The sequence below is a fragment of the Aeromonas sp. ASNIH1 genome (genome assembly GCF_002934285.1).
Taxonomy (GTDB): domain Bacteria; phylum Pseudomonadota; class Gammaproteobacteria; order Enterobacterales; family Aeromonadaceae; genus Aeromonas; species Aeromonas caviae.
Map to the genome: position 1 here is coordinate 2,481,000 of NZ_CP026228.1, position 13,984 is coordinate 2,494,983.

The 13,984-nt window shown below is 62.2% G+C and carries 19 protein-coding genes; all 19 read right to left on the bottom strand.

What is annotated here, in order from left to right; all coding sequences use genetic code 11:
• Window positions 1–302 precede the first annotated feature (302 nt).
• On the bottom strand, window positions 303–1,463 hold the full coding sequence (locus tag C2U37_RS12065) for a phage late control D family protein (RefSeq protein ID WP_104452357.1): 1,161 nt from the start codon (window positions 1,461–1,463) through the stop codon (window positions 303–305).
• Window positions 1,463–1,954 (bottom strand): phage tail protein, encoded by a 492-nt coding sequence (locus tag C2U37_RS12070; protein WP_104452358.1) that lies wholly within the window; start codon window positions 1,952–1,954, stop codon window positions 1,463–1,465. The genes C2U37_RS12065 and C2U37_RS12070 overlap by 1 nt, the downstream gene beginning before the upstream one ends.
• A 12-nt stretch (window positions 1,955–1,966) precedes the next feature.
• Window positions 1,967–4,414 (bottom strand): phage tail tape measure protein, encoded by a 2,448-nt coding sequence (locus C2U37_RS12075; RefSeq protein WP_104452359.1) that lies wholly within the window; start codon window positions 4,412–4,414, stop codon window positions 1,967–1,969.
• Window positions 4,411–4,542: a GpE family phage tail protein gene (locus C2U37_RS12080; RefSeq protein ID WP_081045270.1), complete on the bottom strand. Its 132-nt coding sequence runs from the start codon at window positions 4,540–4,542 to the stop codon at window positions 4,411–4,413. The genes C2U37_RS12075 and C2U37_RS12080 overlap by 4 nt, the downstream gene beginning before the upstream one ends.
• Window positions 4,543–4,550: 8 nt before the next feature.
• Window positions 4,551–4,835: a phage tail assembly protein gene (locus tag C2U37_RS12085; protein ID WP_104452360.1), complete on the bottom strand. Its 285-nt coding sequence runs from the start codon at window positions 4,833–4,835 to the stop codon at window positions 4,551–4,553.
• Window positions 4,836–4,916: 81 nt separating this feature from the next.
• Window positions 4,917–5,435 carry a phage major tail tube protein gene (locus C2U37_RS12090; RefSeq protein WP_104452361.1) on the bottom strand — a complete coding sequence of 173 codons (519 nt, stop codon included), beginning with the start codon at window positions 5,433–5,435 and terminating at the stop codon, window positions 4,917–4,919.
• Between the two features lie 9 nt (window positions 5,436–5,444).
• Window positions 5,445–6,623: a phage tail sheath protein gene (locus tag C2U37_RS12095; protein ID WP_104452362.1), complete on the bottom strand. Its 1,179-nt coding sequence runs from the start codon at window positions 6,621–6,623 to the stop codon at window positions 5,445–5,447.
• A 206-nt stretch (window positions 6,624–6,829) separates the two neighbouring features.
• Window positions 6,830–7,462 carry a tail fiber assembly protein gene (locus C2U37_RS12100; RefSeq protein ID WP_199770529.1) on the bottom strand — a complete coding sequence of 211 codons (633 nt, stop codon included), beginning with the start codon at window positions 7,460–7,462 and terminating at the stop codon, window positions 6,830–6,832.
• Window positions 7,462–8,832, bottom strand: a complete 1,371-nt coding sequence (locus C2U37_RS25045) for a phage tail-collar fiber domain-containing protein (protein ID WP_104452364.1) — start codon at window positions 8,830–8,832, stop codon at window positions 7,462–7,464. The genes C2U37_RS12100 and C2U37_RS25045 overlap by 1 nt, the downstream gene beginning before the upstream one ends.
• Window positions 8,829–9,461, bottom strand: a complete 633-nt coding sequence (locus tag C2U37_RS12110) for a phage tail protein I (RefSeq protein WP_104452365.1) — start codon at window positions 9,459–9,461, stop codon at window positions 8,829–8,831. The genes C2U37_RS25045 and C2U37_RS12110 overlap by 4 nt, the downstream gene beginning before the upstream one ends.
• Entirely contained in the window at window positions 9,458–10,357 is a 900-nt protein-coding gene (locus C2U37_RS12115; protein ID WP_104452366.1) for a baseplate J/gp47 family protein, read from the bottom strand. Before C2U37_RS12115 ends, C2U37_RS12110 begins: the two co-directional genes overlap by 4 nt.
• On the bottom strand, window positions 10,354–10,725 hold the full coding sequence (locus tag C2U37_RS12120) for a GPW/gp25 family protein (protein WP_104452367.1): 372 nt from the start codon (window positions 10,723–10,725) through the stop codon (window positions 10,354–10,356). The genes C2U37_RS12115 and C2U37_RS12120 overlap by 4 nt, the downstream gene beginning before the upstream one ends.
• Window positions 10,722–11,294 carry a phage baseplate assembly protein V gene (locus C2U37_RS12125; protein ID WP_104453233.1) on the bottom strand — a complete coding sequence of 191 codons (573 nt, stop codon included), beginning with the start codon at window positions 11,292–11,294 and terminating at the stop codon, window positions 10,722–10,724. The genes C2U37_RS12120 and C2U37_RS12125 overlap by 4 nt, the downstream gene beginning before the upstream one ends.
• Window positions 11,295–11,372: 78 nt before the next feature.
• A complete protein-coding gene (locus C2U37_RS12130; protein ID WP_104452368.1) occupies window positions 11,373–11,831 on the bottom strand; it encodes a phage virion morphogenesis protein in 459 nt (152 codons plus the stop codon).
• A complete protein-coding gene (locus C2U37_RS12135; RefSeq protein ID WP_104452369.1) occupies window positions 11,813–12,283 on the bottom strand; it encodes a phage tail protein in 471 nt (156 codons plus the stop codon). Before C2U37_RS12135 ends, C2U37_RS12130 begins: the two co-directional genes overlap by 19 nt.
• On the bottom strand, window positions 12,258–12,509 hold the full coding sequence (gene lysC / locus C2U37_RS25050; RefSeq protein WP_233768479.1) for an Rz1-like lysis system protein LysC: 252 nt from the start codon (window positions 12,507–12,509) through the stop codon (window positions 12,258–12,260). The genes C2U37_RS12135 and lysC overlap by 26 nt, the downstream gene beginning before the upstream one ends.
• Window positions 12,394–12,867: an Rz-like lysis system protein LysB gene (lysB, locus tag C2U37_RS12140; protein WP_104452370.1), complete on the bottom strand. Its 474-nt coding sequence runs from the start codon at window positions 12,865–12,867 to the stop codon at window positions 12,394–12,396. The genes lysC and lysB overlap by 116 nt, the downstream gene beginning before the upstream one ends.
• Window positions 12,857–13,678, bottom strand: coding sequence for an N-acetylmuramidase domain-containing protein (locus tag C2U37_RS12145; RefSeq protein WP_104452371.1), 822 nt, complete (start codon window positions 13,676–13,678; stop codon window positions 12,857–12,859). The genes lysB and C2U37_RS12145 overlap by 11 nt, the downstream gene beginning before the upstream one ends.
• The gene (locus C2U37_RS12150; protein ID WP_041214914.1) at window positions 13,675–13,983 is read right to left on the bottom strand and encodes a phage holin family protein; all 309 of its coding nucleotides are present in this window, start codon (window positions 13,981–13,983) and stop codon (window positions 13,675–13,677) included. Before C2U37_RS12150 ends, C2U37_RS12145 begins: the two co-directional genes overlap by 4 nt.
• Window position 13,984: the final 1 nt, after the last annotated feature.

Consider the following 13,984-nt stretch of genomic DNA (forward strand, 5'->3'; position numbering starts at 1 on the left):
ACTTTATAAGTATTGCACTATATGTAGTTTGATATGCGTTTTTAGAGGCACAAAACCCCACTTTTAAGCGGGGCTTGGCGAAAGTGGTTACTCACAGCGTCTGTTGATAACCTGTATATAACTTTATTTGTTATCTTGAGTATATCCCTTACCCCTAGAAATAATCAAGGCAGCCCGATGTAACTTTGAACAACCACAGATCAAAAATGAGAGGTAGATTGGTTAACTTGACTGAACCGAAAGGGCCTCAAATGGAGTTATTTTGCGTGCCTTTTCTCTATGATGCAGGATGAATGACCTTGTTACTCCGGTAGTTCTTCAAGCTTCACTTCGAGTTGGATGCGGTTGGTGTAGCCCTGGTTGGTGAGGTCGTGCACCACCTGGGTGAGCAGCCAGTCGGCCTCGTCAATCTGGGGCTTGAACCCTCTGACGGTGGTGGGTTGCTCCGGGTAGAGTTCAGGGCGCCCCATCGCCAGGGTGATCTGGAAGTCGGCCACGCCGCGTTGCAACTTCTCCCATTCAGCCCGGGCTGCCCGCATGGCATTAGCCTGGCTGGCATAGACATGCCGCAGCTCTTTGACGTTCTCGCTGCTACCGACCAGCAGTTCGTTCTCTTGCTTGTTGACCATGACACCCGGAGGCAATGGCCGTTCCGGCGATGGCTTGCTCTTCTTCTTGCGCTTCACTTCGACTCGCTTCTTTTCCGCCTCCTTGTTGTCTTGCCAGTAGGCGGTCACGCCGGTGTAGGCATCCCGGTCGGCAACCGAGAAGCGGTGTTGATCTCCATCCCGACGGGTGATGGTGATGGCCGGCAGAGGCTGACCGCTGACGGTGGTTCCCTGGCCTGCTTTGATAAACAGCAGGCGGCCATTCTTGACGGTGGCGATGCCATCGCACTGACCAGCCAGGCGGGTGAGGAAGGCGAGATCGCTCTCGTTGGCCTGGTCGATGTGGTCGATCAGCTGGCCCTTGAGTGAGTCACCCACGCAGGGAGTGAGCTGGTAGCGGGCGGCGACCTGGCTGACGATGCCGCTGACGGTGGTCTGGTGCCAACTTTGCTCACGCAGCTTGTTCATGCCGCCGCGCAGGTCGGCTGACTTGCCCCGTATGGTGAGCACATCCGGGGCCCCGCCGTGCTCCACCTCGTCGATTTTGTAGGTGCCCTTGTCGACCAAGGCCTGGCCTTGCCAGCCAATGAGGGCGCGCAGGGTAGCGCCCCGGCGTGGCATATCGAGCTGGCCGTCGCTGTCATCGAGGGTGATCTCGATGGTGTCGGCGGTGAAGCCCCGGTTATCGGTGATGGTCATCGACATCAGGCGCGGCCTGATGGCGGCCGAGATGTCTTTGCCATCGACCAGCACCTGGTAAGCCGGTACCGGGTGGCCTTGGCGCAAGGTGTCGAGCGGATTGGTCAGCCCCAAATTTTCGGCCAATCGCGTGCCGAACTGGTCGAAAGCCCCCATCAGAGAAGCCCCCCGAGCTTGTTGCCGATACTGCCGACCAGCTTGCCCAGGCCCAGGCGGCCAAAGAGGTTGCCCGCGGTGCGGCCCAGCAGGGTTTGGACAAGGGATCTGTCGTTGTCATCGACCCGCTTGAGCTTGATGGTGAACTCGATTTTACGGGCGGTGCCATCGCTGAAAAACTCGCTGCGGGTGGTGCTGATGCCCTCGATCACGAATGACCCACGCATGACGCCATCGCCCTGGATCAGGGGGAAAGCCTGACCGCTGTCAGCCATATTGTTGAGCAAGTCGAGGGAGACGGGGCCGCCGGTCACTTCGGGCAGCAGCACCCCGCTCAGGGTGGTGGTTTCATCATCTGGGCCGAGGAACTGATAGGCAGGACGAGCACCGATCCGGTTATTGCCCGGATGGCGCCATGCCCGTTCGTCTTGTTGTGAGAGGGGGGCGAGGGTCGAGCGCATAAACACGAACCAGCCCAGGGTCATCATCATGGCTGTTGCTCCTTAGTTGCGATCGCTGTAACCAGCACGCCCAAGCGTTTTGTTCGCACGCTCTTGCTCTCTGATCTTGTCTAAGGCTATCGAGGCTACTCGCGATTCATCCATCCCAGGAGCTGCGTTAACGGTGAGGTTGTAGAACGGCTGACTGTTGATGGTTGTGCTGGCTCTGGGCTTTATTTGTGGCTTTTCTACAATGCGGGGTCCAGTCCCATAGGTGTAAGCCGAGGAAAGTGCCGGGGTTCCAAAGTTGCCATTCAGATAGCCTGGAGTGTTGGCTGTTGGGATCTCGAACTTCGGGATCTTCTTGGTTTCGAGGATGCCGAGCGATTCGAGCAGCCATTCGATCCCTTTCAGGAAAGCCTTGAGCGGGGTGAGGGCCAGGTTGAAGGCTTCGCCCAGGATGCGGCCGACGAACTGGCCGGCACTGCCGAACCCTTCCAGCGTCTCTTTCGAGAACTGGAGTGGTTCGAGCAGGTCGCCAAACCAGCCCGATAGCGCTTTAACCCCGGTACCGATGCCATCAATCAGCGGGGCGAACGGCTTGAAGGCTTCAAAGACGGGGGCGAGCCCTGCCATGATGCCCTGCCATAGCCCGCTGAAAAATGCGCTGATGGGTTGCCAAAACTTGATGATGGCCACGCCCAAGATTGCGAGCCCGGCCAGTGGCGCCAAGATGGCGGTGATGGCCCCCAGCATGCCGCCAAAGGTGACGCCCAGCACCCCAAGGGTCAACTTCATGATAGCCATGGGGCCAAGCAGGGCAGCAACGGCCAGCGACAGACCGCCGAAGGCGATGGTCACTGCGGAGAGAATGCCGCCGACCTTCATCAGGGTGTTGGAGAGTTCCGGGTTTTTCTTCGCCCAGTCACCGAGGCGCTCGGACAGTTCGGCGATCCATTCTGTGATGGCCTTGATCTCGGGGGCGATAGCTTCGCCAAAGTTGACCATGGCGTTGGTAAAGGTGCCGGTGGCGGCATCCCACAGGCTGCCCAGGGTGCCAAGCTGGGCGTTGACCCGCTCTTGCAGGGCGGCTTGGTCGGCCATCTTCTTCTGGGTTGCGCGATAGCCATCCATCCCTTTGCTGATGATCAGCTCCAGCACCTGCAGGGTTTCAGCATCGTCGCCGTAGATGCCCTTCAGGACTTGCAGGCGGCGCTCGGTGTTCAATCCCTTCAGCTTGGCGAGCTGGGCAAACATGTTCTCCATCCCTGCGAATTCACCCTTGCCGTCGGTGAAATTCAGCTTCAACCCGGTGCCTTTCGTGGCCTTGGCAATCTTGCCGGTGTTCATGCTCATCTGGAAAACTTTGCGGTAGGCGTTCCCTGATGACTCGCCCGCCATGCCAGCCTGATCGGCCATGATGACCAACGGGGCCAGTACCTTGGCGGCCTCGAGCCCTGACTTGCGCAAGATTCCCATGGCCGGGGTGAGTTTGGTGAAGGCGCCCAGCATGTTGCCGCTGTCAACGCCGAGGTAGAACGAGCGCTGGATGGTATCCATCAGCCCCATCATGTCTTGCTCTGCGGTGCCGGTGGCATCCTGCAGTTTGGCCGCAAACAGCGCTGCTTGGTCGAACGGCATTTTCAGCTGCACACCGAGGTAGGCAGTCGCCTCCCCCAGGCCACCCAGGATGGATTTTGCGCTCATCCCCTGCTGGATCAGCGTGCTCATCATGTTCTGGAAGTCCGCCGTGGTGCCCGGCAGTTTGTTGCCGAGCTTGGTGGCCAGATCGCTGATGGCTTGGAACTCCTGCCGCACCTGGCCGCCCTTGCCCATCATGGAGACCTTGAGGTCTACGACCGATGTTTCAGCTCTGGCGAACTCGATCACCGGCTTGAGGGTGGTCAAGCCCATGGCAGTGCCGGTCGCCAGGGCTGTGGCGCCGTGGCCGGCAATCTGGCCGCGCAGTTCTTGGGTCTGGCGATAGCTGGCCTTGACCTGGTTGAGGCGCTTTTGCTGGTCGGCCAGTTGGCCCAGCTTGGCGCGCTGCTGGTCGAGCTGGGTATTGGCGGAAGCCAGATCGGTCTTGAGGCGGCGCTGGTGTTCGCCGAGCTGCTTGGTGTTGATGCCTGCCTCGCCCATGGCCCGTTTCAGGCTGCCGTGACGGGCGACCATTTCCCGCTCTTGTTGGGAGAGGTCGCGCACCTTCTGTTTGGCCTGCTCCATGGCGCGGGTCATGGCCTTGGTTGGTTGCTCGACCCGGGCAAGTTGCTGGGCCATCTGCTGGGCATCGCGCTGGGCTGCTGTGAGCTGGGCGCGGGTAGCGCCAATTTGGCTTCCCAGGGTGCGATAGCCGTCAATCTGGCCGCTCTGGGATTCCAGTTCCTTGATGCGCTTTTTCGTCTCGGCGAGGTCTTTGGCGGTGATGCGGCTCTGGCCGCTGACTGCTTTGAGGGGGGCGGTGATCTTGTCGACCGCCCCGAGCAGGATTTGCAGTTTGAGAGGGTTCATTGTTCTTCGGCCCCGTTGATGCGGTTGTGAGTCTCAACGAGGCGTTGGTGCCAGCCCATCAGCTCGCTGATGTCCATGGCCGCCATCTCGGACGGCGGCCAGTGGGCGATGATGGCGATCTCGGCCATCAGATCGTCTATGCAGTGAGGTAGGCCTCCTGCTGCGAGCCCATCAAAAAACCGACCACCACGACCCCGGCTTTGAGCAGGTCAGCCGGGTCCATATCGTTCACTTCCTTTTCGGTCAGGTCGGTGATGCGGGGCAGCAGTTTGATGAGGGTATCCACGTTCATCTGCACGATGTCCATGGTGTTGAGCCCGCGCAGGTGGCCCGCCTTCTTAGGGCTGCGGATGATCAGGCTGTTGAGGGTGTTCTCGCCGCGCTGGATCGGGGTGTCGAGGGTGATTTCTTTCTGTTCCATGGTGCTTGTTCCTGTTGTGGATGCGGTGAGGGCGGCACTTTCTGATGGGATAAAGGCCGCCCGTTGGGTTGTTGGGGGGGGTTAGAGGCCGATGGCTTTGCGGTGTTCGGCCATGCGGTCGACGCCGTCGGGGCCAATCTCGACCATGTTGATCAGGTCAATCTCGTGCATCACCCGGCCGTTGATGGTCTCTTTGTAGTAGGTGTTGACCATGCTGACCTTGGCCTGGGTGTTGTCGCCTGCCTTGAGGGTGCCGCGGTCGAGCTCTTTGAAGCGACCACGACAGACGATCTCGACGGCGACCACTTCGCCGGTGTCATCACGCTGGACTGATCCGGCAAAGCGCAGGCTGGTGCCGTCGGCTTTGGGCTCACCCATGCAATTCAGCAGGGGTTCGCCGTAGCCGCCGAAGGTGAACGAGACATCGAGGGCGCTGTCATCCAGCCCCATGTCGATGTTGACGGCACCCCCCATACCGCCGCCGCGATAGGCTTCAAACTTGCGGGACAGCTTGGCCGGGGTGAAATCTTCCGCTTCACCGACCCAGTTATCGCCATTGAGGAAGACGTTCAGGCGTTTGAGTTTGCGTGGCAGTGCCATGGTGGCTCCTTATGCTGCGGCTGCGACGCGGGCGCCGAAGTCGATGAGGTAGGTGTCGGTGATGCGCTGGATAAAGCCGAGGTCTTCGAGCGGCGGCACCGGGGTGTAGTTGTAATCGATGCGCAGCTTGCCGGCCTTGAGGGTGTCTTTGTCGTTGAGCTCCTCGTTGTACCAGCAGTCAAAGCCGAGCAGGTAACCGCCCGCAACCAGTTCCCGGCCCTTGGCCTTGATGCCCTCGATGATGTCTTTCACCAGGGTGGGGGTGAGCGGTTTGTCGTTGGCCCACATGTGTGCCTCGGCCATGGTGTCGGCCATGATCTGGGCGGTGCGGGTGTAGTTCTCGAAGGCGAACAGCGGGTCATCGGAACAGGTGCGGTTACCCCAGTACCGGAAACCATCGGACCGGATGAGAGCGGTGATTTCGTTGGCGTTGAGCAGGCCGACCTCGGTATCGGGGTCTTGCAGATCCCAGAACAGGGCCTTGGTCATGCCGTCGACCCCGGTCACGCCGACGTTCGACAGGGTTTTGTGCCAGCCAATCTCCTTGTCGATGAATGCCCGCATGGCGGCCGCCTTGAGGCAGGCATCGAGCTTGATACTGGCATTGGCGGCGGTGTCCCAGGCGGTCCAGTCTCCGTGGATCGGCATCAGTTCGCGGCTGGAGAAATTCTCGCGGTAGGCGAGCGCCGCCTCGACGGTGTCGGCGATGGTCGGCACATAGGCGAAGGCGCGCAGCTTCTTGGCTGCGCCAGCCAGGGCGGTGGCTACGGCTAAGGTGCAGTTGTCCGGCACGCAGAGGATGCGCGGCTTGACGCCGGTTACCGGGGCGGCCCGCTCCAGCGCCTTGATGCCGGTATAGCTGCCATCCGGCAGGATGGTCCCGATGATGTTGCTGGTCAGCTCGGCGGCGTCGGCGCCATCGGCCACGCGCACGGCGATGACGATGGTGTTGACGGTGTCATAGATGGTTTGCAGCGAGCGCTTGAGGTTGCCGGTGCTGCCCGCCTTGGCGATGGCCGCCGGCAGGTTGGCAATCAGCACGGGTTTGTTGAGGGGGAAGTAAGCGGTATCCGCATCGCTGCCGGTGCAGATGATGCCGATCACCGCCGTGGCGACGGTGCGGATGGTGCGCGTGCCCTCGTTGGCTTCCACGACGCGCACGCCGTGGTGAAATTGGTCCAGTGCCATAGGTTCTCCTGTTGTCCGGACGGAGCATTCTGTGCGTAGGTAATACCTGTGATGCGAGCAGGGTCAGGATGCAGGGGCAGGGGATGTCAGGCGAGCGGCGGCCAGTGTGTGAGGGCCGCACACACTGGCGAAGCGGTGACAAGGTGGCGGATGACGGCAGTCACGAAACACCCCGCACAGGGCGGGGTGGTGGTCGGACTCAAGGGTTATTCGGTGGCGGGATCGCCCGGTTGCTGCGGCCAGGTGATGGTATGGGGATAGCCAGCTTGCTGGTCGACCTTGGAAAGAGCGACGCGGTAGGCCTTCCAGGCGATGAGTTTCACCTGGTCATCGGCTGACGGTTCGCTGATGACATTGGGATCCAGTGCGTCGGTGAGCACGGCGATCTCCTGACTGGCTTCGCTCATCAAGGCCTGACGTTGCTGCTGCGCTTGCTGTGCCAGAACAGCATCTTCCTGCTCCAGGTCTTTCACCCAGCGCAGCAGGTCCGCATCCCACACGTCGAATGGGGATGACGGAGGGGTGAGAGTGAGGGTCAGCGGCAGTTCACCGAGCTCCTTGATAACGACAGGTTGGCGTGTGCGCTTGTCGTATGCCGTCTGACCGCGAAAATCATCGACGGACTCCCAGCCTGTCTGGCTACGAACAATGGCTTTCCCTGGTGCGGTTTGATCCGGTTCATCCAGATAGGCACCTGCAGGGAGACCCGTTCCCACGGATACCCAGACCTGCTGTTGCGACAGGTATTCACCAGTAATCGGGTTGGCGGCAAATACCGTGGCCCAACCGGAAGATGAAGCAAACCCATCTTCTCCCCATACGACGATCGGTTCGTTCATTATGCTGCCCTCACGATGTAGTTGAATGAACGGTTACGAGGGCGAGCCTCGCTACCGCCAGATTCCTCAGGGTAATTAACTGACAAGTATTCTGCCGTTCCTCCTGCCCCGCTGTGCGAATAAACTCGGGTAGCCTGATAGAGGCCAGCAACGACACCACCGCCGTTATTCGGCAAGCCTTTCATCTGGTGGTTATGAGCCCTGTTGTCGTCAACCTGCCATGTATTGACACCCCGGCCGACATCAACTCCCCTTCCTGCATCCCAGCCCCGGATAAACTCCGCCCGCATATCTGGCAAAACCAGCGCCGGGTATGCGAGCGCCAGCTTGGGGTAAGTCGCTGCACTGAACGATTGACCCTTCATCATCAGATAGCCGTCAGGTGGTGTTTCAAGCGGCCAGGGGATCGGGGCGCCCGCCGGATAGCCATTCGCCGCGATGTCTTTGGTCAGTGCGGCCATCAGCTTTTTGGCCGTCACAAACTTGCTGTCATCGGTCCCCGCGTAGACTTCGGCCTGGGTGGCGATCTGCGCCTTGCCTTTCACTGCTTCGGTCGCGTCTGGATGCTCATCCTTGAACGACAGTGCGGTCGTGCCAACGGTAATTCCCCCGCTGGTCGCCAGATACCACGCCTTTGCGCCGTTAACGGCTCCCTCTTCGACATAGACACGGGCACCGCTGCTGAGCTTGGCCCCGGTGTCGGCATCGGTAGTGCGGGTCCAGGCCTGCGCTGCGACCAGATAGATACCGTTCTGCTTGGTGTCAGCCTGGTCTTTCACTAATACCCGATCACCCACGGCCAATACCACGCCGTCGATAGTCTTGGTGGCGGTGAGTGCGATGGCGCCAGTGGTGGCCACCCGCACCGACTGCTTGTTATCCAGCTTGGCGAGTTCGGCGGCCATCTTGTCGTCGCAATACTGGCGCGTTGCCAGCACCACGGCCGGGTCAATCTTGAGCTCTACCGCGCTGGTGTCGCTGACGATCAGCACGATGCGGATCACCTGGGTACGGCCCGCGCCACTGCTGAGCAGTGGTTTGTAGGTGTCCGGGGTGTTGGCGATGGCGATCAGGGTGCCATCTTCGGAGAAGATGCCGGCTTCACGGATCCACCAGTCACCGACGTTTTCCGGAATGATCTGCTCGGCGACCAACTGCGACTGGTTGGTGGGGTCTTGAAACAGGGTGTTGATGGGGGCGCGCCGCCGCTCCCTGACCAGTGCTGTCTGGGCGGCGTTTGGCGTGACGGGCTGACCGTTGCCATCGCCGACGGCCATGTGGGTGATTTTCAGCGGCACGCCCAGCGCGAGGGCGTTTGCCATTTTGGCCTGGCCGGCATCGGTGAGGATGGCGAAGTAGATAGCGCTCAAGCAGCACCTCCTGTCTGTTGCGGTTGAATGGTCATGGTGTCGATGGTGTGGGTGATGCCGCCGTGCCACGCTTGGCCACTGACTTCAATAACGCCAGGGCTGTAGGGGTATATGGTCAACTCGTCGCCCAGGTAGCAGGCGGCGGCCATGTAGATCTGGCCGCGGGTTTCCATGCTGATGGCGAGGCCCGTCATGTGGCGGGTCATGGGCTTGGCGTCGGCGATCAGCCGTTCCAGCTCTGGATACATGGCCTCGGTGATGCCGGTATCGAGCACGCCGATGTCGAGCTTGAAGGTGCCCCGGGTGGCGGCGGGCGTCTCCTGCCACCATTCCAACACCCGGATCAGATAGCCCAGCGGTTCCACCACCCGGCGGATGGCGCCGATGGTGCCCTTGCGGCTGTGCACGAAGTAGCTGTTGGCAATGACCTGGCGCTTGGTGGCCTCTGGCCAGTTGTCATCCCAGCGGTCAACACTCCAGCTGGCAGCCAGATAGGGCAGCAGGTGAGCGGGGCACGTCCAGGGTGACCAGAGCGTGCGTAATGGGATTGGCAACTGCTGGGCTGCGGCGCCCGCCGTGGCCAGGTTGCGTTCGGTGCGGCTGGTGCTGGGTGGCAGCAGGGTGGTCATGGGGCCCGCTCCACGGTGAAGCCGGTGCAGTAGGCGGCCTGGGTGGCGCTCGGGATGATGTCAGCCCAGCCAGTCAGCTCGACCTTGCGCACGCCCTGCACGTGCAGGGCGGCATCGATGGCGGAGCGCGGCACCTCGACCCCGATGCGGCGGCGGGGATTGATAAAGGCGGCGAGCTGTTCGCGGGCAGCCTGCAGGATCACATCCACCTCGGCCCCCTGACTGTCGATGTGCAGCTTGGCGGTGATGGTGTAGTTGATGATGCCGGCGCTCTGCACGGTGAGCCGGTCGGCCACTGGGCGCCTGTCTTCCTGGCTCAGGGCTTGGGTGACTTTGGCGATCAACGCCGCATCGGCGCTGCCGTTCCCCTCGGTGCTGAGGATGGTGACCAGCGCCTCGGCGGGCGCTGGGCTGGACCCTTTGGCGTCAGCCACCTTACCGTCAGCCGAGAGGGCGAAATACTCATAGGCGCCCGTCGGGCCCGCCACGCTGAGGCCATCCCAGGCCATCAGGGCACGCAGGATCAGCGCCTCGTCATCTTCTTTTATTTCCGGTACCGGTGGTGTGGCGGTGGGGTCACCCGGCTGGATGGTGAGGCGGGTGACTTTCCAGTTGGCCACCAGGTTGTCGAGATCGCTCCCCTTGGCCCATGCCAGCATATTGGCCACCGCCGCATCGTTGATGCGCTGGCGCAGGATGAGTTCGCGATAGGCATTCTCTTGCAGCAGCTTGGTGATGGGTTCTGATTCGAGGGCCAGGGTGGCTTCGACGCTGGCTTGTTGGTCAGCCGGGTAGAGGCTGACGAAATAGGCCTTGCGCTCGGCCAGGATGGTTTCGAAATCGAGCAGCTCGATCACATCGGGCTGGGGCAGTTGGGAGAGGGTGATGGTGCTCAATTGGCGGCTCCTGTGGGAATGGCAATAGTGGCGCTCTCTGTTCCGGTACCCGGCGCGCCGCCGTCCTTGCGCTGCCAGGTGAGCTCGACGGTGAGGGCGCCATCCATGCCGCCGCCCAGCACATCGACCCGGGTGATGGTGATGCGTGGTTCCCAGTTGATGAGGGCCTGCACGGTGGCGGCCATCAGGCGCAGGCGGGTGGTCTGATGCTGTGGCTGGTCGATGAGGTAAAACAGCTCGCTGCCGTAGTCGCGGCGCATGACCCGTGACCCCACCGGGGTGATGAGGATGTCGCGCACCGACTGGATGATGTGGTCGGTGGCGCTGATGGCGCGGCCAGAGGCGGCATTCATGCCGAGCCAGTTCATGCCGGGCCCCCTGTTTGGCCGCCGCCAGTGCTGACGCCGCTGTGTTTGTGGGTGGTGACTTCGACGTTGCCTATCTTGGCCGTGGGGGCGGTGATCTTGCCGCCCGCCTCGATGGTCGAACCGACCTTGAGTGCCTGGGTGCATTCCACCAGGGGGGTGATCAGCTTGACGGTCACCGAGGCGGAAAGGGTGGCGGTCTTGATGCCGCTCGCATTGAGCGCCCCGGTGGCCGGGTTGTACTCGATGACGGCGCCATCGCTGTATTCGGTGCGGTCGAGATCCGGGTTGTCATCGCCTGCCAGCGGTTCAGGGAAGGCGTCGCAGTGGATGGGGCCGACGATGTAGGCATTGCGCAGATCGCCGCTGACCGAGAGCATCAGCACCTGTTCGCCGATGGAGAGGCGATGGCGGGTGCGATTCATCCCGGCCCGCGCAGTTGCATAGGGCCGCCAGTTGGTGATGAGGTCACCGGTTTTGACGCGACATTCCCCTGATCGCACGGCAGTGACGGTGCCGATGCGGATCAGGTTGTCGATCAGGCGTTGGAGTTCAGTCGGGGTCGGTTGCATGGGGCCATTGTTTTGGGCAATGGCCGGGAAGGCGAGGGTCGGCCAGTGTGTACGGCGCTGGCACACTGGCTGCAGTGGTTATAGTCCTTTGGTGAGGTGGGCGAGCAGGGTGGTTTCTAGCTGGTCCCGCTCTTGTTCTGTGATGCCGAGCAGTTCCCGTGCCGGGTATGAGATCTCGCGGCCCTTGATGCGGTCTTTGAGGCCATATTGGTGAATGGTGGCGAGGCGGTTGGCGGTGCCGACAAACTCGACTACTGCTTGATGTTCATTGGCGCGGGCCTTGAGCCAGGACGGGTTACTGATCTTGAAGAACATCTTGCGGCGCAGGCGTCCCCGGTTTTTTTTCAGCGTGGGCTGAGGCTTGCGCGGGGCCATAGGGCTGCCATCGGGCTGGACGTTGGCGCGGATCCGCAGGGCCTGGCTGGTGCGCAAGGTGCGGGCCATCTCGCCCGCCAACTGACGGCGGGCGGCGGGCTCCATGCTGGCCAGCAGGCCATCGGCCCAACTGGTCAGGCGGCTCAGGTCGTCGGCGGCCATGGCTGATGCTCCCCGTTGATGAAGAGTTCCCAGGTGATGCCGTCGTAAGGGTCTTCCGGCGGCTCAGGCAGGTGCTCCCATCCAATGCCCTGCTCGTTTTGCCACACCCTGACCCGCTCTGTCAGCTTGACGGTGATGATGAGATCCATCAGGTCGTTGGCGAGGTATTCCGCCTCGAAGGTGATGCCTTCCTTGCGCCGCTCGTCGTTGGTCATCAGCTCGGGCTGGTGTTGGCGCAGCCAGGCCAGCAGCGGCACCATGATCTGATCCGGGTGGCCGGCAAAGTCTTCGATGCCGATGGTGAGGGGGTATTGCCACTCGAACGAGAGCGAGCGGGCGCCGGTGCTTTCGACGTTGCCCGGGGCGATGAAGATATGCAGCTTGTCGGGGTTGGTCTTGAGGTGAGGCACGCAGCGGGTCAGCACCTCACGGATCTGTTTTGGCTTTTCCATGTTCCCTCCCGTTCTGGTGGCGTTGCTGGCAGGCGATAAGGCTGTCGACTTGGGCGGCGCAGGCGGCCCAGGCTGCCTCGGTCTGGGTCAGTTGGTCGAGCAGATCGCCGTTATTGACCGGGTTGGCTGCCGGCAGTTGGCAGGGCGCCTGGACCGGACAGGTGAGCCTGATAATCTGCGGCGCCGGTGAGGGCGGGGCGCTGGAGCAGCCTGATAACAGGATCAGGCAGAGGGCGATCAGCCCACTCCTTGAGTTCAGCATTTTCACGTTTGAGCCTCTTGATGGTATCGGCCCGGTTGGCGGCCGTGATGGTCAGATCGCCAAGCTGGCGTTGCAGCGTGGCGGCGGCGGTTGCCTGGGCGTCCAGCTCGTCGGTGATGGTATCGATCACCCCGTCTTTGAGTTTCTCCCGCTGCTCGGCCTCTTTGGCCTTGTTGCTGGCGGCCTTGAGGTCGCTTTGCAGGGTGGAGACTTTGCCCTCAGCCTTGGCGGCAGAGCGGGCCGACCAGCCCCAGCCAGCCAAGGCAACGGCTAGGGCCAGCAGCAACCAGGTGAGGGGGGAGCGCAGGAGGTTAAGCCACATCCGCCACCTCCAGCACCGGGTAGACCTTGGCAAAGTGGTCGTATGCCTTGGCCAGTTTGGTGTCGTAGTCGTTGTCTTTGTAGGCAGGGCCGTTGTAGCGGCGGGCGAAGTCGGCCCACTTTCGGCCCTGCAGGGCCTTGTGCATGGCAGGATCTTGCTGGATGAAGCGGCACAGGGCGGTGAGGTGTTCGACCTCGCTGCGCTGCATGGCAGCCTGCCAGTCGCTGGCCGAGGCAAAGCCCAGCGCCTGCCAGTGGAAGCCCATGATCTGGAACATGCCCCAGCTGGCCGACTCGATGGCGGCATCCTGGTGCAGACTGATGGCGAGCTGCAGCCGTTCCCACTCCGCCGCGCCGCCCGCATAGCCGCCGCGCTTGGGGTTGACCAGGTTGGGGTAGCTGGCGGCCATCTGGTCGGCGACGGCCTTGCCCAGGTGCTGGGTGAGCTGCTTGTAGAACACATGCCGCTCGAACAGCACCACCGGGCGCATGTCGGTGGTGAACCCCTCGCCGATGCTCTCGACCTGGGCGACGGTGGCCATGGTGGCCAGCGGCAGGCCCAGCAGGTCAGCACCAGCCTGCATGTCATCGATGCGCAACTGGTTGCCCCGCTCGCTGCCGAGCAGGGCGGCCATGGTGCGGGGGCCAGCCTGGCCGATGGCGGTGATCATGTAGTCCCGCTGAAAGGCGAGCAGGGCGCGCTCGGTGGCATCGCCAAACCAGCCATCCGGATCGAGCGGATAACCGGCTTTGGCCAGGCGACGCTGCAGGTCGGCGACAGCGGCGCCGGTATCCCCTTTTTTCAGGCTCATGGCTGAAATCTCCCGTTCAGGTGGCTGGCGGTGGTCGGTTGCTGACGACGGCGTGGCAGCAGGCGCATGACGGATCCGCGGGAACCGATCAGGGCGGTGAGTACGACAGAGGCCAGCAGGACGGCGGCGGGGTCAGGAGCGGGCAGTGCCCCGATCATGGCTCGCAGGGGCACGGAACCGGCGGCGAAGGTGAGCAGCCAGGCCAGCACGGCAGGGAGGGGGCGATAGTCGCCCCCGTTGCGGTTGAAGGTGGCGATACGCAGCGCGATGGCGGCGCAGATCATGGCGTAGAGGATGGTTAGCATG

What these genes read in the sequence shown, in the direction of transcription:
- C2U37_RS12065 (WP_104452357.1), bottom strand. Translation starts at nt 1,463, where the DNA reads ATGGGGGCTTTCGACCAGTTCGGCACGCGATTGGCCGAAAATTTGGGG.
- C2U37_RS12070 (WP_104452358.1), bottom strand. Translation starts at nt 1,954, where the DNA reads ATGATGATGACCCTGGGCTGGTTCGTGTTTATGCGCTCGACCCTCGCC.
- C2U37_RS12075 (WP_104452359.1), bottom strand. Translation starts at nt 4,414, where the DNA reads ATGAACCCTCTCAAACTGCAAATCCTGCTCGGGGCGGTCGACAAGATC.
- C2U37_RS12080 (WP_081045270.1), bottom strand. Translation starts at nt 4,542, where the DNA reads ATGGCCGAGATCGCCATCATCGCCCACTGGCCGCCGTCCGAGATGGCG.
- C2U37_RS12085 (WP_104452360.1), bottom strand. Translation starts at nt 4,835, where the DNA reads ATGGAACAGAAAGAAATCACCCTCGACACCCCGATCCAGCGCGGCGAG.
- C2U37_RS12090 (WP_104452361.1), bottom strand. Translation starts at nt 5,435, where the DNA reads ATGGCACTGCCACGCAAACTCAAACGCCTGAACGTCTTCCTCAATGGC.
- C2U37_RS12095 (WP_104452362.1), bottom strand. Translation starts at nt 6,623, where the DNA reads ATGGCACTGGACCAATTTCACCACGGCGTGCGCGTCGTGGAAGCCAAC.
- C2U37_RS12100 (WP_199770529.1), bottom strand. Translation starts at nt 7,462, where the DNA reads ATGAACGAACCGATCGTCGTATGGGGAGAAGATGGGTTTGCTTCATCT.
- C2U37_RS12110 (WP_104452365.1), bottom strand. Translation starts at nt 9,461, where the DNA reads ATGACCACCCTGCTGCCACCCAGCACCAGCCGCACCGAACGCAACCTG.
- C2U37_RS12120 (WP_104452367.1), bottom strand. Translation starts at nt 10,725, where the DNA reads ATGAACTGGCTCGGCATGAATGCCGCCTCTGGCCGCGCCATCAGCGCC.
- C2U37_RS12125 (WP_104453233.1), bottom strand. Translation starts at nt 11,294, where the DNA reads ATGCAACCGACCCCGACTGAACTCCAACGCCTGATCGACAACCTGATC.
- C2U37_RS12130 (WP_104452368.1), bottom strand. Translation starts at nt 11,831, where the DNA reads ATGGCCGCCGACGACCTGAGCCGCCTGACCAGTTGGGCCGATGGCCTG.
- C2U37_RS12135 (WP_104452369.1), bottom strand. Translation starts at nt 12,283, where the DNA reads ATGGAAAAGCCAAAACAGATCCGTGAGGTGCTGACCCGCTGCGTGCCT.
- lysB (WP_104452370.1), bottom strand. Translation starts at nt 12,867, where the DNA reads ATGTGGCTTAACCTCCTGCGCTCCCCCCTCACCTGGTTGCTGCTGGCC.
- C2U37_RS12145 (WP_104452371.1), bottom strand. Translation starts at nt 13,678, where the DNA reads ATGAGCCTGAAAAAAGGGGATACCGGCGCCGCTGTCGCCGACCTGCAG.
- C2U37_RS12150 (WP_041214914.1), bottom strand. Translation starts at nt 13,983, where the DNA reads ATGCTAACCATCCTCTACGCCATGATCTGCGCCGCCATCGCGCTGCGT.